Source organism: Serratia sp. S4 (assembly GCF_000347995.1).
In the GTDB taxonomy this organism is placed as follows: domain Bacteria; phylum Pseudomonadota; class Gammaproteobacteria; order Enterobacterales; family Enterobacteriaceae; genus Serratia; species Serratia quinivorans.
Genome location: NZ_KB661120.1, coordinates 759784 through 779522 on the forward strand (window position 1 = coordinate 759784; position 19739 = coordinate 779522).

At 55.5% G+C, this 19739-nt stretch carries 15 protein-coding genes and 1 riboswitch; of the genes, 7 read left to right on the forward strand and 8 right to left on the reverse strand.

Going from position 1 to position 19739, the window contains the following annotated elements:
• Window positions 1–18: 18 nt before the first annotated feature.
• The 4 genes from thiQ to sgrR form a co-directional block, all read right to left on the reverse strand.
• Window positions 19–723: a thiamine ABC transporter ATP-binding protein ThiQ gene (gene thiQ, locus SERS4_RS0104155; RefSeq protein ID WP_017891586.1), complete on the reverse strand. Its 705-nt coding sequence runs from the start codon at window positions 721–723 to the stop codon at window positions 19–21.
• The gene (thiP, locus tag SERS4_RS0104160; RefSeq protein ID WP_017891587.1) at window positions 710–2317 is read right to left on the reverse strand and encodes a thiamine/thiamine pyrophosphate ABC transporter permease ThiP; all 1608 of its coding nucleotides are present in this window, start codon (window positions 2315–2317) and stop codon (window positions 710–712) included. Before thiP ends, thiQ begins: the two co-directional genes overlap by 14 nt.
• The gene (gene thiB / locus SERS4_RS0104165; protein ID WP_017891588.1) at window positions 2293–3279 is read right to left on the reverse strand and encodes a thiamine ABC transporter substrate binding subunit; all 987 of its coding nucleotides are present in this window, start codon (window positions 3277–3279) and stop codon (window positions 2293–2295) included. Before thiB ends, thiP begins: the two co-directional genes overlap by 25 nt.
• A 58-nt stretch (window positions 3280–3337) precedes the next feature.
• Window positions 3338–3443: riboswitch (TPP riboswitch) on the reverse strand.
• A 37-nt stretch (window positions 3444–3480) separates the two neighbouring features.
• The gene (gene sgrR, locus SERS4_RS0104170) at window positions 3481–5142 is read right to left on the reverse strand and encodes an HTH-type transcriptional regulator SgrR (protein ID WP_017891589.1); all 1662 of its coding nucleotides are present in this window, start codon (window positions 5140–5142) and stop codon (window positions 3481–3483) included.
• Between the two features lie 90 nt (window positions 5143–5232).
• Between sgrR and sgrT the strand changes: the two genes are divergently transcribed.
• The 3 genes from sgrT to SERS4_RS0104185 all read left to right on the forward strand — a co-directional run bounded on the left by sgrT (window position 5233) and on the right by SERS4_RS0104185 (window position 8376).
• Window positions 5233–5406: a glucose uptake inhibitor SgrT gene (sgrT, locus tag SERS4_RS26115; protein WP_012005190.1), complete on the forward strand. Its 174-nt coding sequence runs from the start codon at window positions 5233–5235 to the stop codon at window positions 5404–5406.
• Window positions 5407–5562: 156 nt separating this feature from the next.
• Window positions 5563–6762, forward strand: a complete 1200-nt coding sequence (locus tag SERS4_RS0104180; RefSeq protein WP_017891590.1) for a sugar efflux transporter — start codon at window positions 5563–5565, stop codon at window positions 6760–6762.
• A gap of 141 nt (window positions 6763–6903) precedes the next feature.
• Window positions 6904–8376, forward strand: coding sequence for a DASS family sodium-coupled anion symporter (locus SERS4_RS0104185; protein WP_017891591.1), 1473 nt, complete (start codon window positions 6904–6906; stop codon window positions 8374–8376).
• 49 nt (window positions 8377–8425) lie between these two features.
• On the opposite strand, the gene leuD is transcribed toward SERS4_RS0104185, so the two are convergent.
• From leuD to leuA, 4 genes are read right to left on the reverse strand one after another with little or no spacing between them, the layout of a single operon-like run.
• On the reverse strand, window positions 8426–9028 hold the full coding sequence (gene leuD / locus SERS4_RS0104190; protein WP_017891592.1) for a 3-isopropylmalate dehydratase small subunit: 603 nt from the start codon (window positions 9026–9028) through the stop codon (window positions 8426–8428).
• Between the two features lie 11 nt (window positions 9029–9039).
• Complete coding sequence (gene leuC, locus SERS4_RS0104195; protein WP_012005194.1) at window positions 9040–10440, reverse strand: 3-isopropylmalate dehydratase large subunit; 1401 nt, start codon at window positions 10438–10440, stop codon at window positions 9040–9042.
• Between the two features lies 1 nt (window position 10441).
• On the reverse strand, window positions 10442–11533 hold the full coding sequence (leuB, locus tag SERS4_RS0104200) for a 3-isopropylmalate dehydrogenase (RefSeq protein ID WP_012005195.1): 1092 nt from the start codon (window positions 11531–11533) through the stop codon (window positions 10442–10444).
• Between the two features lie 2 nt (window positions 11534–11535).
• Window positions 11536–13110: a 2-isopropylmalate synthase gene (gene leuA, locus SERS4_RS0104205; protein ID WP_017891594.1), complete on the reverse strand. Its 1575-nt coding sequence runs from the start codon at window positions 13108–13110 to the stop codon at window positions 11536–11538.
• A gap of 878 nt (window positions 13111–13988) precedes the next feature.
• Here leuA and leuO point away from each other — a divergent pair.
• The 4 genes from leuO (at window position 13989) to ilvN (ending at window position 19738) form a co-directional block, all read left to right on the forward strand.
• Window positions 13989–14936 carry a transcriptional regulator LeuO gene (leuO, locus tag SERS4_RS0104210; RefSeq protein ID WP_017891595.1) on the forward strand — a complete coding sequence of 316 codons (948 nt, stop codon included), beginning with the start codon at window positions 13989–13991 and terminating at the stop codon, window positions 14934–14936.
• Between the two features lie 463 nt (window positions 14937–15399).
• The gene (locus SERS4_RS0104215; protein WP_017891596.1) at window positions 15400–17208 is read left to right on the forward strand and encodes a long-chain fatty acid--CoA ligase; all 1809 of its coding nucleotides are present in this window, start codon (window positions 15400–15402) and stop codon (window positions 17206–17208) included.
• Between the two features lie 317 nt (window positions 17209–17525).
• The gene (gene ilvI, locus SERS4_RS0104220; protein WP_012005199.1) at window positions 17526–19244 is read left to right on the forward strand and encodes an acetolactate synthase 3 large subunit; all 1719 of its coding nucleotides are present in this window, start codon (window positions 17526–17528) and stop codon (window positions 19242–19244) included.
• Between the two features lie 2 nt (window positions 19245–19246).
• On the forward strand, window positions 19247–19738 hold the full coding sequence (gene ilvN, locus SERS4_RS0104225; RefSeq protein ID WP_004932806.1) for an acetolactate synthase small subunit: 492 nt from the start codon (window positions 19247–19249) through the stop codon (window positions 19736–19738).
• Window position 19739 lies beyond the last annotated feature (1 nt).

Here is a 19739-nt window from a genome sequence, read left to right on the forward strand (position 1 = left end):
TAAAAAACGCGCTGCAGATCACGGTTTGTGTGAAATGCCCAGCACCCTGGCTTCCGGTGCGCTGCCGTCCAGCAACGCCTGCGTTGGGCCGTCGTAAAAAATACGGCCATCGACCACCAGCAGGGTACGCGGGGCGATACGCGCGGCGTCATCCAGATTGTGCGATACCATCAGCAGCGTCAGGTTACGTTGGTCGCACACCTCTTGCAGCAGTTGCAGCATCTCATTGCGTAATGCCGGATCGAGCGCCGAAAAAGGTTCGTCGAGCAGCAGGATCGGCCGCTGGCGGATCAGACAGCGCGCCAAAGCGGCACGTTGGCGTTGGCCACCAGAAAGCTGGGACGGCAGACGCGACAGATGTTCTTCCAGTCCCACCTGGCGAGCAATTTGCGCTAATTGCTGCTTTTGATCGTTATTCAGCCGCAACCCCGGATCCAGACCCAGCCCGATATTCTGCTCTACCCTCAGGTGAGCAAACAGGTTGTTTTCCTGAAACAGCATCGAGACCGGGCGTTTGGCCGGTGGCGTGGCGGTGTGATCGCTGCCGTCGAGCCGCAACCTGCCGCTGGCAGCCGGCAGGAACCCGGCAATCAGGCTGAGCAGCGTGCTTTTGCCCGCGCCGCTGGGGCCAAGCACCGCAACACGTTCGCCAGGCGCAATGTGCAGGTCAAAGCGCATCGGCAGGTGTTCATACAGGTAGGTCAGTTTTTCAAGCTCTATCATGGCGGCCCGGTAAGCGTTCAATCAGGGTAAACAGCAGGAAGCACAACAGCAGCAACAACAGGGCGGTGACCGCGCCATCATTGCTGCGATAGGCACCGATCTGTTGATACAGGTAGTAAGGCAGAGTGCGGAAGTGCTCGTTGCCGAACAGGGCGACGACGCCGAAATCGCCAATCGACAGTACGCAGGCGAAGGCCAGCGCCTGGGCCAGTGGGCGGCGCAATGCTTTCAGTTCGATAAGCCGCAGCCGCTGCCAGCCGTGGATATCCAGCGACAGGCACAGTGGGTTGTAGCGTTCGGCCAGGTCGCGCATCGGGTTTTCCAGCACTTTCAGCGCGTAGGGCACCGCCATCAGTGCATTGGTAAGGATCACCAGCGCATACGGCGACTGCGGCAGCCCGACGGTGTCACTCAACAGCAGGAAGAAACCGGTCGCCAGCACGATGCCTGGCATTGCCAGGATCACCATGCCACTTAGCTCAAGTCGTTGGCCCCAGCGTAGCCGCTGTTGCAGCTTCAGCTCACGACTGCTCCACAGCAGCATCATGGTCAGTAGCACGCACAGTACGCCGGCACCGAGAGCAATGCGTAATGAGGTAAATAACGCCTGCCACAGCACAGGCTGTTGCAGCACGCTGACCAGGCTTTGGTTGGCACCGTCGGCAATCACCGCCAGCAGTGGGGGTAGCAGCAATAGCAGGGCGGCAGCGATCAGCAGAAAATCGCTAACGCGACGCCGCAGGTTGTCTTCCGGATTACGCCAGACTTGGGCGTGAGTATTGCCGACCGGCAATGCCTGGCTTAACCGCTGGCTGAGCACCACCAGCCCCAGGCAACAGGCCAGTTGGATCAGTGCCAATAACGCGGCACGGCTGAGATCGTAGTCGTAGCTGAGCGCCTGGTAGATCGCCAATTCGATGGTGGTGGCCTGCGGCCCGCCGCCCAGTGACAATACGGTGGCGAAACTGGCAAAGCACAGCATAAAGATCAGCGCACTGCTCGGCAGGATCTGGCGGCGTAGTGCCGGCCACTCGACAAAGCGGAACTGCTGCCGCCCGCTCATGCCAAGCTGCGCAGCCAGTTGACGCTGTTCGACCGGAATGTTTTCCAGCGCCTGTAACAGCAGGCGGGTCGCCAGCGGCAGGTTGAAGAACATATGGGCCAACAGAATGCCCTGCAGGCCATAGGGGGAGAAACTGTAGTTAATGCCGAGCCAACCGCATATTGCGGCCAGCCAGCCTTGTCGGCCATAAACACTGAGCAGACCGAACACCGCCACCAGTACCGGCAGCACCAGCGTCATGGCGCACAGCCGTAGCAGCAATTGGCGGCCAGGGAAACGGCGACGGAACAGCGCTCGCGCCAGCAGGATAGCGGGCAGCACCGAGATCAGTGCCGACAGCAACGCCTGCCAGAAGGTGAAACGCACCACGTGCCACAGGTAGCTGTCCTGCCACAGACCCTGCCAGTCGCTTTCGGGCGCGTGTCGCCACAGCGAACCCATCGCCAGTACGGCGATGGTCAGGATCAGACCGGAAGCCAGCAGCCCCGGCCATAGCCAGCGTGGGATCAGTGGCTGACGGCGGTTTGCCATGCCCGGATCCAGTTGCCGCGTTGTTTGGCCACTTCTTCAGCGCTGTATTGCAACGCGGTCTGCGGTACGGTCATTTGCTCAAACCCGGCCGGTAGCTGGGTTTTGATCACCGGATACATCCAGTTGCCGGTGGGAATGCTGTTCTGGAATGCCGGGGTCACCATAAATTGCATAAAGCGCTCTGCCAACTCCGGCTGTTTGCCGGCCTTGAGTTTGCCTGCCACCTCGACCTGCAGGTAGTGGCCTTCGCTGAAGTTAGCGGCGGCGTAGCTGTCTTTCTTTTCTTCAATCAGATGGTAGGCCGGAGAGGTGGTGTAGCTGAGTACCAGGTCGCCTTCGCCTTTCAGGAACAGGCCGTAAGCCTCACTCCAGCCCTTGGTCACGGTGACGGTTTTCTTTGCCAGCTTTTGCCAGGCTTCGGGAGCCTTGTCGCCATAGACTTTCTGCATCCACAACAGCAGGCCGAGGCCCGGCGTGCTGGTACGCGGATCTTCGTAAATCACCTTCCAGTTCTGGTCACTGTCGACCAGTTCCTGCAGGCTTTTGGGCGGGTTCTTCAGTTTTTCTTTGTTGTAAACGAAGGCAAAGTAGCCGTAGTCATAAGGCACGAAGGTTTTATCCTGCCAGCCGCCGGGCACGCTCAGCTTAGTGCTGTCGACGTCGCTTGGCGCAAATAAACCGGTTTGTTGCGCGGCCTGCAGCAAATTGTTGTCCAGCCCCAACACCACATCGGCGGCGCTGTTTTTTCCTTCCATGCGCAGGCGGTTAAGCAGCGAAACGCCGTCTTCCAGCGCGACAAACTTCAGCTCACAGTCGCACTGGGCTTCAAAGGCTTTTTTGACCGCCGGGCCAGGGCCCCAGTCGGCAGCGAAAGAATCATAGGTGTAGACCGTCAGTACCGGTTTGGCGAACACCGGTGCGGCGCACAACAACAGTAACAAGGGCAGGCTTTTTTTGACCACTTTGCACTCCTGAAAATTTAGGGGGGCAAGGGTATCTGAGGGGGCGAGCGGCGGCTGCCGGTTCGCTGGGCTCAAATCCCTCCGCCGGTATTGACCGGATCAGGTTCGACGGGTTTGTTCTCAGCAAAATCGGCACGCCGCATTTTGCACCCCGTTGAGACGGCGTCATTGTAAAGACTAACGGGCGTCGGTGAAAGGCGCTTATGCTTCCGGCGGCGCAAACCAGGCGGATTTAAAATCAAACCAGCCCAGGGTATTCATCCGTACGCCGCGCATGCTGCGCTGGCCGTGCAATTGCAACCAGTGGTGGAACAGCGGGTGTAACTGATGATTGCTGACCAGGCGCTGGCAAAAATCGGCCAGCGGCAGGCTATTGGCGCGCCACAACGCGGCATCCTCAGCGAGATCTTCGTTCATGCAGTGCTGCATCAGCGGCAGTTCATACAGGGTGGCGAACAGCGAGAACTCCAGCGGCAGATAGAAGTTGGCGCTGCCGAGCCACAGATCGCTGATGGCTTCGCCTTTATGCCAGGTGTCGTAATCCACGGCCTGGATCTTCAGCTTGATACCCTGCTGCGCCAGCAGGGGCTCGATCGCCAATTGAATGGCGTGAAACTCCGAGTGCTCGCTGTAGTAAGTCAACGTCAGCTCGGTCAACCCGTCCGGTTTGGGCAATTGTGCCAGTGCGCGGTTGTGATGCCAGCGCGGCAGAAGGCCGTAGGCCGGCGACCAATAGCGTTGATAGACCGGGCCGGCATTGCTCAGCAGCGCAATGGGGTTGATCAACTCGCACAGCCAACTGCGAATGGCCGGATCGGCCGCCAGTGGCGAACGCTGATCGAACAGCAGGAAATAACAGCCTTCTTCCAGCCGGCTTTCCAGTTCGTTTTTGCCGGTGTCGTCCGCCTGCAACTGGACGCCGGAATGCACCAGTTCTTCGGTCACTTCCGGCAGTACCCAGATATTCACCTCATCGATCAGCGCGCGGTAGCCAAAGTAATCGTCAAAGGCGTGGATTTTCATCTGGCTGCGGTGGTTGCGTACTACGCTATATGGTCCGGTGCCCACCGGGTGGCGCGAGAAGTCCGGCAGACTCTGCCATTCGCGCGGCAGGATCATCGCGGGCACGCTGCCCAGCAGCCACGGCAGCCAGTAATCGGGACTGTGCAAATGCACGTCGATCACATAAGGCGTCGGTGAGGTCACACGTTCAATATGGGAAAACAACGGCTGCGGCATCAATCGATTGAGCGAACTGATGACATCCTCCATTTCCAGCTCGCGCCCATGGTGAAAATGAATCGCCGGGCGGAGATAAAAACGCCAATGCAGCGGGGTCAAAGCTTGCCAGTGATGCGAAAGATCAGACTCCAGTTCCCCATTTTCCTCATTTATGCGCGTCAGGCCGCTGAAAATTTGCCGTGCCAGATGGGTTTCCGAGCGCCGCAGCGCCGACCCGGGCAGCAGGTTATACAACTGGCGATAGTAGAGCACCCGCAGGATGTGTTTCCCCTGACGAAAGCTGCGTCCCAGCTGCGATAGCAGCATTTGGCGCACCACGTTTTTATCGCCGACCAGTTGCACCAGTTGATCGATACGGTCTTGCTCCAGCAATTCCTCCGCCCGCTGCTGTTGCAGTGCCAGGCCGGTGTAGTGGAAGGTGAGCCGTGAACGCTTGCCGCGCCCGGACTCGGCCTGCCAGGTTAACCAGCCCTGGTGCTGCATGGCCCCCAATAGCGAACGCACGTGGCGGCGCGAACAGCTGAGCACTTCGGCCAGCTCCTGCAGGGTGGTTTCGGTCGGCTCGCCGTGGCAGCGCTGCCACAGGCGAATGAACTGCTGTTGCAATCTGGAGGTGGACATAAAAGAGGAACGCTCCGGCATCAACCCATCAATTTATCTTTCCCTATATTACGCCGATAATTTTCCTCAATGAAAGGGGGAGGGCGACGGATGAAAGTTTTCTTGTCAAAACAGTTCTATCAGCGCTATTTCAGCGCGGTGCGTCGCCAGCGGGCCGATTGGCTGGGGCTGGTGCCTGAACAGGCGCGGCTGGAGATGCTGGCCCACCTGACCCAGTGGGACATCCACTCCATGACGGATAAGCAATACCGTGAGCATCTGTGAGGCTCGGGTAGAAAAAGTTTCTGAGTAATGGTGTTGTTCACCAGCCAGTGGGGTCATACCCACTGGTTTTTTTATTCTCGGTCGCGGGGATATTCTTGCAATTTTGCCACCGTAGCCTAAGGTTCTGTCTTCCGCTTTAGGGTCAGGAACGAAGAGATGAAACGTCAGCGCTGGCTGCCACGCCGCTTTAATCCCGTCTTTGCCGCATTCCTGCTGATTGCCTTTCTTTCCGGCATTGCCGGCGCGCTTTTGGCGCCGACGCTGAGCCTGTTCCTGACCACCGAGGTTAAGGTACGGCCGCTGTGGGTTGGCCTGTTCTATACCGTCAACGCCATTGTCGGCATCGCGGTCAGTTTCTTGTTGGCCAAGCGTTCGGATACGCGCGGCGATCGTCGCAAGTTGATTTTGCTGTGCTGCCTGATGGCGGTCGGTAACTGCCTGCTGTTTGCCTTTAACCGTGACTACCTGACGCTGATCACCGCCGGGGTATTGCTGTCGGCAATTGCCAATACCGCGATGCCACAGATTTTTGCGCTGGCACGAGAATATGCAGACAGTTCGGCGCGCGAAGTGGTGATGTTCAGCTCGGTGATGCGTGCACAACTGTCGCTGGCCTGGGTGATTGGCCCGCCGCTGTCATTTACGCTGGCGCTGAACTACGGATTTACCTGGATGTTCATGATTGCCGCTGCGACCTTCGCGATTTGCGCATTGCTGGTGTGGTTTACCCTGCCTTCTGTGCCACGTGCGGAGCCGAGTAGTACGGAGCTGAACGCTACTGCTTCGGTTCCGATGGTCCCCGTCAGCGCCTGGCGCAACCGCGATGTACGTCGTTTGTTTATTGCGTCGATGCTGATGTGGACCTGCAATACCATGTATATCATCGATATGCCGCTGTATATCACCGCCGATTTGGGCCTGCCGGAAAACCTTGCCGGGCTGCTGATGGGCACGGCCGCCGGGCTGGAGATCCCGGCGATGTTGCTGGCGGGTTACTACGTCAAAAGGTTCGGCAAGCGCAATATGATGCTGTTCGCCGTGGCGGCCGGTATCCTGTTTTATGCCGGATTGGTGGTGTTTAAATTTAAGCTGGCGCTGATGGTATTACAGCTGTTCAACGCCATATTTATCGGCATCATCGCCGGTATTGGCATGCTCTATTTCCAGGACCTGATGCCGGGACGACCGGGGGCGGCGACCACGCTGTTTACCAACAGTATTTCCACCGGGGTGATCCTAGCCGGGGTGCTGCAGGGGGCGCTGGTGGAAAACCTGGGGCACTATGCGGTTTACTGGTTGGCGACTATCCTGGCAGTAGTGGCGCTGTGGATGAGTGCCCGCGTGCGGGAAGTGTGAGCTTAAACGTCACCAACCTTGACGCATGTCATTGAGAACATTACGCCCGCCCCCCAAGCTGAACGGACCCGGAACGCGATGAGCGCGTTCCCGCTCATCTTGCTGCCAAGATGCCGTTCCGTTTAGAAAAGTGGGTATGTTATGGATAAACTAACGCCGCTCAAGCCCGTCCCTTCTCTGTGTGCCGTCGCCGCTGCTTTACTCATCTGGTTTGTGATCCCGGTGCCTGAGGGCGTGGCACCCAATGCCTGGCATTTGCTGGCGCTGTTTATCGGTACCATCATCGCCATCATCGGTAAAGCCATGCCTATAGGTGCCGTTTCCATCGTGGCCATTGCACTGGTGGCGGTAACCGGCGTCACCAACCCCGACAAACCCGGTGCTGCGCTCAATGACGCGCTCAGCGGGTTCTCCAACCAGTTGATCTGGCTGATTGGTTTTTCGATCATGATCTCACTCAGCCTGAACAAAACCGGGCTGGGGGCGCGTATCGGTTATTACTTCATCTCGCTGTTTGGTAAAAAGACGCTGGGGATCGCCTATGCATTGACGCTGGCGGAAACCACCCTGGCGCCGGTGACCCCAAGTAACACCGCGCGTGGCGGCGGGATTATCCATCCGATTATGAAGTCGATTGCCGACAGCTTCGGCTCCAAACCCGAGCTCAATACCTCCGGCAAGATTGGCCGCTATCTGTCGTTGGTCAATTACAATATCAACCCGATCACTTCAGCGATGTTTATCACCGCTACCGCGCCGAACCCGTTGATCGTCAGCCTGATTGCCAAGGGCACTCATGGCAACTTCGAGCTGTCCTGGTCCATGTGGGCGGTGGCCGCACTGGTGCCTGGGCTGTGTTCGCTGATTGTCATGCCCTTGGTGATTTACCTGCTCTACCCGCCGGAGGTGAAAAGCACCCCGGACGCGCCGCGTTTCGCTCGTGAAAAGCTACAGGCCCTGGGGCCGGTAACGCTGCCGGAGAAAATCACGCTGGCGGTGTTTGCCCTGCTGTTGGTGCTGTGGGCTGGTATTCCGGCGATGATCTTCGGCCCGGCACTGGCGGTTAACCCAACCACGGCGGCGCTGATTGGTCTGGCGGTGCTGCTCGCGACCGGGGTATTGAGCTGGGAAGATGTGCTCAAGCACAAGGGGGCCTGGGACACGGTGGTGTGGTTCTCCGCGTTGGTGATGATGGCCAGCTTCCTCGGCAAGTTGGGGTTGATTGGTTGGCTGTCACAAACCGTGGGCAGTGGGATTGATCATATGGGAATGAGTTGGATTGGCGGCACCATCCTATTGACCCTTATCTATCTGTATTCGCATTACTTCTTTGCCAGCACCACCGCGCACGTTACCGCCATGTTTGCCGCGTTCTTTGCCGCCGGCATTGCACTGGGTGCTCCACCCGCGCTGCTGGGCTTGATCCTGGCGTTCTCTTCCTCGCTGATGATGTCGCTGACCCACTACGGTACCGGCACGGCACCGATTGTCTTTGGCTCCGGCTATGCGACCTTGGGTGAGTGGTGGAAAGCCGGCTTTGTGATGAGCGTGGTCAACCTGCTGATTTGGATATTGATTGGTGGGGCTTGGTGGAAGTGGCTGGGCTACTGGTAAGCGGTTATTAATAATAAAAAAACACCCGCCTGGCGGCGGGTGATTAATATCAGTTCAGAAAGGCGGGTTGCTGCGCCTCGTAGCGGGAAATATCCGCTTCGTGCTGCAGCGTCAGGCCGATACTGTCCAGCCCGTTAATCATGCAGTGACGGCGGAAGCTATCAATCTCGAACGGATAGCTTTTGCCACCGGCTTTGACCGTCTGGTTTTCCAAGTCAACTTCAAATTCAATGCCTTCATTGGCAGCCACCAGCTGGAACAGCGTTTCCACGTCCTGTTCGCTTAGCTTAACCGGCAGCAGCTGGTTATTGAGCGAGTTGCCGTAGAAGATATCGGCAAAGCTGGGGGCAATCACCACTCTAAAACCATAGTCGGTCAGCGCCCAGGGCGCATGCTCGCGTGATGAGCCGCAGCCGAAGTTTTCCCGGGCCAGCAAAATGCTGGCGCCTTTGTAGCGCGGTTTATTCAGGACAAACTCCGGGTTTGGCTGCTGGCCGGCATCGTCCAGAAAACGCCAGTCGTTAAACAGGTGCTTACCAAAACCGGTGCGCGTCACCTTCTGCAAAAACTGTTTTGGAATAATGGCATCGGTATCGACGTTCGCCGCATCCAAAGGCACCACTAAACCGGTATGTTGAGTAAATTTAGCCACGGTAGCCTTCCTTAGTGAATATCACGGATATCGGCGAAATGGCCGGCAATAGCGGCCGCAGCGGCCATTGCCGGGCTGACCAGGTGAGTACGCCCACCGCGGCCCTGACGCCCTTCAAAGTTACGGTTGCTGGTGGAGGCACAGCGTTCGCCGGGATTCAGGCGGTCGTTGTTCATCGCCAGACACATTGAGCAGCCCGGCAGGCGCCATTCAAAACCGGCATCGATAAAGATTTTATCCAGGCCTTCGGCTTCCGCCTGCGCTTTTACCGGGCCGGAGCCGGGTACCACGATGGCCTGAACACCGCTGGCAACCTTGCGGCCCTTGGCGATGGCAGCCGCTGCACGCAAGTCTTCAATGCGTGAGTTGGTGCAGGAACCGATAAAGACTTTGTCGATCGGCACTTCTGTCAGCTTGATGCCCGGTTTCAGGTCCATATAGGCCAGGGCTTTTTCGGCCGAGGCACGCTCACCCGGATCGCTGAACGACTCAGGGGCCGGGATGGTCTGGTTGACGGCGATAACCTGACCAGGGTTGGTTCCCCAGGTCACCTGTGGCGCGATGTCTTCAGCACGCAGGGTGACAACGGTATCGAACTTGGCATCGTCGTCGGATTTCAGCGTGCGCCAGTAGGCAACGGCCTGTTCCCAGTTGCTGCCGGTTGGCGCAAACTGACGGCCCTTCAGGTAATCAAAGGTGGTGTCGTCCGGCGCAACCAGCCCGGCTTTGGCACCCATTTCGATCGCCATGTTGCACAGCGTCATGCGGCCTTCCATGCTCAACGCCTGAATGGCCTTGCCGCAGAATTCCACTACGTGGCCGGTGCCGCCGGCGCTGCCGGTTTTGCCGATCACCGCCAGTACGATGTCTTTCGCCGTGATGCCTTCCGCGGCGTCGCCGGTCACTTCAATTTTCATGGTCTTGGCGCGGCCCTGCTTCAGGGTTTGGGTCGCCAACACGTGCTCCACTTCGGAGGTGCCGATACCAAACGCCAGCGAACCGAAAGCACCGTGAGTCGCGGTGTGGGAGTCGCCGCAGACGATGGTCATACCCGGCAGTGTCATGCCCTGCTCTGGGCCGATCACGTGTACGATGCCCTGGTATGGGTGGTTCAGGTCATACAGCAATACGCCAAACTCTTCGCAGTTCTTGATCAGTTCCTGCATCTGAATGCGTGCCATCTCGCCGCTGGCGTTGATGTCTTTGGTTTGGGTAGAGACGTTGTGGTCCATGGTGGCAAAAGTCTTGCCCGGCTGGCGCACTTTGCGGCCCATGGCGCGCAGGCCGTCGAATGCCTGAGGTGAAGTCACTTCGTGTACCAGGTGGCGATCGATATATAACAGCGGGGTTTCTTCCGGCGCTGAGTACACCACGTGGGCATCGTATAATTTCTGATATAAAGTTTTAGACATGTTATGCCCCCTGAGCGACAAAGCGGGCGATGATGTCACCCATTTCATCGGTGCTGATGGCTGGGCCGACACCGGCCAGATCGGCGGTACGGTAACCTTGTTCCAGTGCCTGATTGATGGCGTGCTCAACGGCGTCGGCCGCCTCCGTGGCGCCCAGGCTGTAACGCAGCAGCAGGGTGGCAGACAGGATCTGGGCGATTGGGTTGGCAATGCCTTTACCCGCGATATCCGGCGCTGAGCCACCGGCCGGTTCATACAGACCAAAGCCCTGTTCGTTCAGGCTGGCGGAAGGCAGCATGCCCATCGAACCGGTGATCATCGCACATTCGTCGGACAGAATGTCGCCGAACAGGTTGGAGCACAGCAGCACGTCGAACTGGGACGGGTCCTTGATCAACTGCATGGTGGCGTTGTCGATGTACATATGTGACAGCGACACGTCCGGGTAATCCTGGGCGACCTGATTAACCACTTCGCGCCACAAAATGGAGCTTTGCAGTACGTTGGCCTTATCAATCGAGGTCACTTTGTTACGACGCTTGCGGGCAGACTCAAAGGCGATGCGTGCAATACGCTCGATCTCGAAGCGGTGATACACCTCGGTATCGAAGGCGCGTTCCTGCATGCCCTGGCCTTCGCGGCCTTTAGGCTGGCCAAAGTAAATACCGCCGGTCAGTTCACGCACGCACAGAATATCGAAACCGCGTGCGGCGATATCGGCTCGCAGTGGGCAGAACTCTTCCAGCCCCTGATACAAACGGGCAGGGCGCAGGTTGCTGAACAGTTTGAAGTGTTTACGCAACGGCAGCAAAGCGCCACGTTCAGGCTGCTCTGCCGGCGGCAGGTGTTCCCACTTCGGGCCACCGACCGAGCCGAACAGGATGGCATCGGCCTGCTCGCAACCGGCGAGGGTAGCCGGAGGCAGCGGGCTGCCATGGCGATCGATGGCGATGCCACCGACGTCATACTCGGCTTCAGTGATGCGGATATCAAAGCGCTGACGCACTGCGTTCAACACTTTACGCGCCTGGGCCATTACTTCCGGGCCGATTCCGTCTCCGGGCAAGACGGCAATGTGGTAGGTCTTCGTCATGTTCACACCGTTTCCTGATTATTTTGATGTTTGCTTTGCTGCAGACGCTGTTTTTCTTTTTCTACCTGCTGGGAGCGCCAAATATTATTTAATACGTGAACCATCGCCTTGGCAGAGGATTCCACAATGTCTGTCGCCAGACCCACGCCGTGGAAGCGGCGGCCGTTGTAGGACACTACGATATCCACCTGGCCCAGTGCGTCACGGCCCTGGCCTTTGGCGGTTAACTGGTATTTCACCAGCTCGATCGGGTATCCGGTAATGCGGTTGATGGCCTGATAGACCGCGTCAACCGGCCCGTTGCCGGTGGCCGCTTCGGCTTTTTCTTCTTCGCCACAGATCAATTTCACCGATGCGGTGGCCATGATGCTGCTGCCTGACTGCACGCTGAAGTAGTCCAGGCTGAAATGCTCGGGTTCTTCCTGCTGCTTATTAATGAAGGCCAGAGCTTCCAGATCGTAATCGAATACCTGACCTTTCTTATCGGCCAGCTTCAGGAAGGCGGCGTACAGGTTGTCCAGGTTGTAGTCCTGTTCTTTGTAGCCCATCTCTTCCATACGGTGTTTCACTGCAGCGCGGCCGGAACGAGAGGTCAGGTTCAACTGCACATCTTTCAGACCTATGGTCTGCGGTGACATGATTTCGTAGTTTTCACGATTTTTCAGCACGCCGTCCTGATGAATGCCAGAAGAGTGGGCGAAGGCATTGGAACCGACGATAGCCTTGTTGGCCGGGATCGGCATGTTGCACAGCTGGCTGACGATTTGGCTGGTGCGGAAAATTTCCTGATGATTGATATTGGTGTGCACGTTCATGATGTCCTGGCGCACTTTGATCGCCATGATCACTTCTTCCAGCGAGGTATTGCCTGCGCGTTCACCAATGCCGTTCAAGGTGCCTTCGACCTGGCGAGCACCCGCCTGCACCGCGGCGATGGAGTTGCCGACCGCCATACCCAGGTCGTCGTGGCAGTGGACGGAGATAATGGCCTTATCGATATTCGGTACGCGGTCATACAGGGTGGTGATAATGCCACCAAACTGGTTCGGCGTGGTGTAGCCCACGGTATCCGGAATGTTAATGGTGGTGGCACCGGCGTTGATCGCGGCTTCTACCACGCGACACAGGTTATCGATTGGCGTACGGCCTGCGTCTTCACAGGAGAATTCTACGTCGTCGGTGTAATTACGGGCGCGTTTCACCGAGCGGATCGCCATCTCCAGCACTTCGTCGAACGAGCGCTTCAATTTTGATTCAATATGCAGGGTTGAGGTGGCCAGGAACACGTGAATACGGAAGGCTTCGGCTACGCGCAACGCTTCGGCTGCGACGTCGATATCTTTATCCACGCAACGGGCCAGGCCACATACGCGGCTGTTTTTAATCTGGCGCGCGATGGTTTGCACAGATTCAAAATCGCCCGGCGAGGAGACCGGGAAGCCGACTTCCATGACGTCGACACCCATTCTTTCCAGCGCCATCGCGATCTGAATCTTCTCTTTCACGCTCAGGCTGGCTTGCAGCGCTTGTTCACCATCACGCAGCGTTGTATCGAAAATAATGACTTGTTGGCTCATCAGGGTGGTTCCTTATCGTGTTTATTTCACGCTAAGCGGGTAAAAAAAAACCCGCGCAGTAGCGCGGGTTTGTTATGAGGTGGGCTGAATCAGCTCTGAACTGCGTCCACCGGCATACCGCGCAAACAAGATGCGTTAAGTAGTAGGCCTAGTAGACGGAAAGTAGAGTTCATGGCGGTTCAGCTCTCTAAAATAGTTTCGTTGCCTAATTTGATACGTTATTGGCTTGGTTATGTCAACACCTGATTGAAAATGAGGGTACTCCTTTACCTCCAGATTAACGGACTGGTGCCAGTAGAGGATAATTCGGTAAAAAATGCTATTGTCAGATAAAAAGTAAGGGGAGATTTGCGAGCCTGTTAGCATAAATTAAATGAATATATATCGCCGCAATTGCTTCTGATGTTGATTGGGTTAAAATTAAAGATGCAAAACTGCTGAAGGCGTGCTAGCCAAAGATTAAAATTGTGAGTTTTGTATTCTTGATATCAATATGTTGTTGTCAGTTATGTTTTTTATGAATTGTTCATAAGGCTGACTGGTGTTGGAAAACTATGGGCGTTAATGAATAGAGGGCGGTTATGCATGCTGTATTTAATCGTTTGATTAAATATAAACGGTAAATGATAGTGTGGTGATGGGCTACTACAATGGGTCTATTTTGATGGTGTGCGAGATGACTCTCTGTTAGAAAATAAACCCAGTGTGTATTAGAACAAAATCTTAACCATGTTTGTATATAGGATGATGCTTGAGCTTGGTTTTAAATGAACGGAGCGAGAGATAACTAATTCTACCGTGTGAAATCAAGATGGCGCTGTTTTGTCATTTTTATTACGCGTGGGGAATTATCTACACAGGACTTAGTGGAGTGGGATATGTCGGAATGTAATTCAGGAGTTGTTATCGATAAAGAAACCAGCGAACTGCATTTGCGCAGTGTCGATCTGAATTTGCTCACCGTGTTTGATGCCGTTATGCAGATGCAGAATATTACCCGGGCAGCGAGCTTTTTGGGGATGTCGCAGCCAGCGGTGAGCAACGCCGTTGCACGTTTAAAGCTGATGTTTAATGACGAGCTGTTCGTCCGCTGTGGGCGTGGGATCCAGCCTACGGTGCGGGCTAAGCAGCTGTTTGGCCCGGTTCGGCAGGCGTTACAGCTGGTGCAAAATGAGCTGCCCGGAGCGGAGTTTGAACCCTTTAGCAGTGAGCGAGCTTTCTCTATCGCCATTTGCAGTCCGCTTGATTTGCGTTTGGGGGCTACCATAATCAATCACATGAGGGAAATAGCGCCTCATACCCATTTGAAAATAAAGTCATATATAACCAATAACATCGATAACCAATTACGCTACCAGGAGGTTGAGTTCGTTGTTGGCTATGCCAGTTTTGAGTCTTCAGAGTTTAAAAGTATGGCGCTTTTTGATGACGAGCTGGTGCTGGTATTTTCCAGGAAGCATCCGAGGATAGAAAAATCCATTACGCCGGAACAAATCCTGGCGGAGCAACACGCGGTAGTTTCACTCGAGAGCTTTTATTCTTTCAGTAAGCCATACTATATAGATGAAATTATGCAACGAGTCGTGGCTCAACAATGTACTGATTTATACAGCGTACTGAATATAGTATCCAGTACTGACATGATTGCCATTGTTCCGGCCTGGCTGGCTCGACAGCAGGCTGAATCCTTAAAGCTGCGTTTTATTCCTTTACCCTGGAATGAAAACAAGGTGACCTGTTATCTGTCCTGGCATGAGTCGGCTGAACGGGATAAGGGACATCAATGGATGAAACTGATGCTTGGCCAGTCTGAGTTGACTGAATAAATCAGCCTATTATTACCCCCCGAGGTGGTGGTTTTCCATAGGGGGAATAATTTTCCCGTGCTTTGGTTAAGAATTATCTTGGGTTTATCTAAGATATATCTTGGCTTAACTGTGTTAAATTAACCGCTTCCGAAAGATTTCGATAGTTTCATTAAAAATTATCATTATAAAATTATGTGCTGAGATATTTATTACATCTGGTGTTTTTATCTGTTTCCATCGCTGCCTGTTGAACACCCATTTTGTGAGCTAAATAAAACCTTTTCATCACCCTTCTGTCCAACTGGAGGAGGCGGTGAAATTAACCTGAGTTTTAGCTCACACTTCTACGCTGAAATCTCTTTTCCCGCCGCCATGGAGTAGGTAGACTGCGCGAAAAAAAGTAAACACGTGTAAGCTGAGACGCAGAGCCAGATGTCCTGCTCAACGCTAACTGTTTGATTCATTTCAGGCTCAGGGCGCTATGATCAATAATCTGCTGCAATACCATTTAACTCACCGTATACAGCACCAAATTTCCCAGCGTGCCGATTGCACCGCTTTTCGCCAATGGTCTCCCAGTGGCGAAAGCCAACTGACCTGGCGACAGGTCGATACGCATATCAGCCGCATCGCCAGTGCGCTGTTGGCTTTGGGTACCGACGTGCAGGAACGTATCGCGATCTTTGCCAATAACTGCATGGCCTGGTCGCTGGCGGATTTGGCCGTGCTGCGGTTACGTGGGGTCAGCGTACCGCTGTATGCCACCAATACGCCGGCCCAGGCGGCTTTTATCATTAATGACGCCGATATCCGCATTTTGTTCGTTGGCGAGCAGGCTCAACTGGACGCCGCCATTGCGTTGCGCGGTGTCTGCCCTCAACTGATCCACATTATTGTATTTGATGATGACGCCGATCTGCGTGGCTGTGAGATAGCTCAGCACCTGAGCACCTTTGAGCGCGAAGCCGATCTGGCGGCGTTTGAATCGCAGTTACAGCAACGCATTGCCGATTGCTGCCTGGAGGATCTGTTCACGCTGATTTATACCTCCGGTACCACCGGCGAACCCAAAGGGGTGATGCTGGATTACCGTAACCTGGCGGCACAGCTTTATCTGCACGATGGGCGGCTGACGGTAAATGAAGAAGATGTCTCTCTCAGTTTCCTGCCGATGTCGCATGTGTTCGAACGTGCCTGGAGCTTCTTCATTATGCATTCCGGCGCGCAAAACGTGTTTTTGCCGAATACCGACTGGGTGCGTGAAGCCATGACGGCAGTACGTCCGACGCTGATGTGTGCGGTACCGCGTTTCTACGAAAAAATCTTCAGTGCGGTGCACGAGAAAGTTGCGCGTGCACCCTGGTTGCGTCGTGCCCTGTTTCATTGGGCGATTGTCTGTGGTGAACGCAAGTTTTTACAGGAACGTGCCGGCAAACCACTGGGCAAGCTGTTTGATCTTTCCCACCGCTGGGCCGACAAGCTGGTGCTGAGCAAATTACGCGGCATCCTCGGTGGGCGAGTGCGCTTCTTGCCGGCCGCCGGTGCCAAACTGGACGACAACGTCATTCTGTTTTTCCAGGCGATGGGCATTAACATCAAATATGGCTATGGCATGACCGAGACCTGCGCCACCGTTTCCTGCTGGGAAGAGGGCAATTTCCGCTTTGGCTCGATTGGTAAGCCGCTGCCGGGGATAGAGGTGCGTATTGGCGAGGAAAGTGAAATTCAGGTGCGTGGCCCGGTGGTGATGCGCGGTTATTTCAATAAGCCGCTGGAAACCGCCGCCTCCTTTACTGCAGATGGCTGGTTGAAGACCGGCGACGCCGGTGCCATAGATGAAGGGGGAAATCTGTTTATCACCGAGCGTCTTAAGGATCTGATGAAAACCTCCGGCGGCAAGTACATTGCCCCGCAGATGCTTGAAGGCACGCTGGCGCAAGACCGCTTTATCGAACAGGTGGCAATCATCGCGGATGCCCGCAAATTTGTCTCCGCCTTGATTGTGCCCAGTTTTGAGTCGCTGGAAGAATATGCCAAGTCCATCAACCTGAAATATCAGGATCGGCTTGAACTGCTGCGCCATAGCCATATTCTGGAAATGTTCGAAAGCCGTCTGCGCGAGATGCAAAAAGAGTTGGCGCGGTTCGAACAGGTGAAGAAATTTACTCTGTTGCCGGCGGCCTTTTCGATGGAGTTGGGTGAGCTGACGCCAACGCTAAAGCTGCGCCGTAAGGTGATTATGCAGCGCTACCAGAGTGAAATTGACTCGATGTACCAGGATAAGACTTAATCTTGTTGCCGGGGCAGATTATCCGGTTAAAAAATCAGCATCGTTCTTGCCTGATATAGTTCTGTAATTCTCCACCTGACTGAAACAATGCCTAGCCCGATTTGCCGGCGGCTAGTGCATTGTTTTTGTAAATCCCCGATCCCCAGCCCGTAGCCAGTAACCTTTCTGTTGTTGTGCCATTTTGCCGTTTGCCTGCCTTATCTTCTGACGTTATGTTAATGGGTTATAGTCAATCCATAAAAATTTTGGGGTATTGCCCCACAACAGGTGCCACGTTCCGGTGCCAGATAAGAATAAGTTAGCCTGGAGGCAAACCCATGGAGATGTTGTCAGGAGCCGAGATGGTCGTCCGATCGTTGATCGATCAAGGCGTTAAGCATGTATTCGGTTATCCGGGCGGGGCGGTACTCGATATCTACGACGCCCTGCATACGGTCGGAGGGATCGACCACATATTGGTGCGCCATGAGCAAGGTGCGGTGCATATGGCCGATGGCTATGCGCGTGCGACCGGTGAAGTGGGGGTGGTGCTGGTGACCTCTGGACCTGGAGCGACCAATGCGATCACCGGTATTGCAACCGCCTATATGGACTCCATTCCGATGGTGGTGCTTTCCGGTCAGGTTCCCAGCTCGCTGATTGGCTATGATGCCTTCCAGGAGTGCGACATGGTCGGGATTTCACGCCCGGTGGTGAAACACAGTTTCCTGGTCAAACGTACCGAAGATATTCCCGGCATATTGAAAAAGGCTTTTTACCTGGCCTCAACCGGTCGCCCTGGGCCGGTGGTGATCGATTTGCCGAAAGACATCGTGGGCCCGGCGGTGAGAATGCCTTACGCCTATCCGCAGGACGTGAGCATGCGTTCCTATAACCCGACGGTGCAAGGGCATCGCGGGCAGATCAAACGGGCACTGCACACCATTCTGACGGCCAAAAAACCTGTTATGTACGTTGGTGGCGGGGCGATCAACTCGGCCTGTGACGCAGAGCTGCTGGAACTGGCGGAGAAGCTGAATCTGCCTGTCACCTGTACCCTGATGGGGTTGGGGGCCTTCCCCGGCACGCATCGCCAGAGCGTGGGTATGCTCGGCATGCATGGCACTTATGAAGCCAACAAAACCATGCATAACTCTGACGTGATCTTTGCCGTCGGCGTGCGTTTTGACGATCGCACCACCAATAACCTGGCCAAATACTGCCCGAACGCTACCGTGCTGCATATCGACATTGATCCTACCTCAATTTCCAAGACGGTAGACGCCGATATTCCTATTGTCGGCGATGCCAAGCAGGTGTTGACCCAAATGCTGGAGCTGCTGGCGCAGGAAGATAAAGCGCAGGATCACGACGCGCTGCGCGACTGGTGGCAGGCTATCGAACAGTGGCGTGCGCGTGATTGCCTGGGTTACGACAAAAACAGCGGCACCATTAAGCCGCAGGCAGTGATCGAAACCCTGCATCGGCTGACCAGAGGGGACGCTTATGTCACTTCCGATGTCGGCCAGCACCAGATGTTCGCGGCACTCTACTATCCGTTCGACAAACCACGCCGTTGGATCAACTCCGGCGGATTGGGCACCATGGGCTTTGGTCTGCCGGCGGCGCTGGGCGTGAAGCTGGCTCTGCCTGATGAAACCGTGGTGTGTGTCACCGGCGACGGCAGCATCCAGATGAACATTCAGGAACTGTCCACCGCGCTGCAATACAACCTGCCGGTGATCGTGGTGAATCTTAACAACCGCTATCTGGGTATGGTGAAGCAGTGGCAGGACATGATTTATTCCGGCCGTCACTCCCAGTCTTATATGGATTCCCTGCCGGACTTCGTCAAACTGGCGGAGGCTTACGGCCACGTGGGCATTGCCATTCGCACGCCCGATGAACTGGAAAGCAAACTGGCTCAGGCGCTGGCCGAGAAAGAGCGCCTGGTATTTGTCGACGTGACCGTCGATGAGACCGAACATGTTTACCCAATGCAGATTCGTGGTGGAAGCATGGACGAAATGTGGTTAAGCAAAACGGAGAGGACCTGATCATGCGCCGTATTTTATCTGTATTGCTGGAAAATGAATCCGGTGCGTTATCGCGTGTGGTGGGTTTGTTCTCTCAGCGCGGTTACAACATTGAAAGCCTGACGGTAGCCCCGACCGACGATCCCACTTTGTCACGTATGACGATTCAAACCGTCGGCGATGAAAAGGTATTGGAGCAGATCGAAAAACAGCTGCATAAGCTGGTAGACGTGTTGCGCGTTAGCGAACTGGTGCAGGGTGCTCACGTTGAGCGTGAAATCATGCTGGTGAAGCTGCAGGCCAGCGGTTATGGCCGCGAAGAGGTGAAACGTTGCGCCGACATTTTCCGCGGTCAAATCGTTGACGTCACGGCCACGCTGTACACCGTTCAGCTGGCGGGCACCAGTGACAAGCTGGATGCATTCCTGAGTGCGGTGCGTGAAGTGGCCGAAATTGTTGAAGTGGCGCGTTCCGGCGTGGTCGGCGTGTCGCGCGGCGATAAAATCATGCGCTGAG

Coding starts and splice junctions, on each gene's coding strand:
- thiQ (WP_017891586.1), bottom strand. CDS start 723: ATGATAGAGCTTGAAAAACTGACCTACCTGTATGAACACCTGCCGATG.
- thiP (WP_017891587.1), bottom strand. CDS start 2,317: ATGGCAAACCGCCGTCAGCCACTGATCCCACGCTGGCTATGGCCGGGG.
- sgrR (WP_017891589.1), bottom strand. CDS start 5,142: ATGTCCACCTCCAGATTGCAACAGCAGTTCATTCGCCTGTGGCAGCGC.
- sgrT (WP_012005190.1), top strand. CDS start 5,233: ATGAAAGTTTTCTTGTCAAAACAGTTCTATCAGCGCTATTTCAGCGCG.
- SERS4_RS0104180 (WP_017891590.1), top strand. CDS start 5,563: ATGAAACGTCAGCGCTGGCTGCCACGCCGCTTTAATCCCGTCTTTGCC.
- SERS4_RS0104185 (WP_017891591.1), top strand. CDS start 6,904: ATGGATAAACTAACGCCGCTCAAGCCCGTCCCTTCTCTGTGTGCCGTC.
- leuC (WP_012005194.1), bottom strand. CDS start 10,440: ATGTCTAAAACTTTATATCAGAAATTATACGATGCCCACGTGGTGTAC.
- leuB (WP_012005195.1), bottom strand. CDS start 11,533: ATGACGAAGACCTACCACATTGCCGTCTTGCCCGGAGACGGAATCGGC.
- leuA (WP_017891594.1), bottom strand. CDS start 13,110: ATGAGCCAACAAGTCATTATTTTCGATACAACGCTGCGTGATGGTGAA.
- leuO (WP_017891595.1), top strand. CDS start 13,989: ATGTCGGAATGTAATTCAGGAGTTGTTATCGATAAAGAAACCAGCGAA.
- SERS4_RS0104215 (WP_017891596.1), top strand. CDS start 15,400: ATGATCAATAATCTGCTGCAATACCATTTAACTCACCGTATACAGCAC.
- ilvI (WP_012005199.1), top strand. CDS start 17,526: ATGGAGATGTTGTCAGGAGCCGAGATGGTCGTCCGATCGTTGATCGAT.
- ilvN (WP_004932806.1), top strand. CDS start 19,247: ATGCGCCGTATTTTATCTGTATTGCTGGAAAATGAATCCGGTGCGTTA.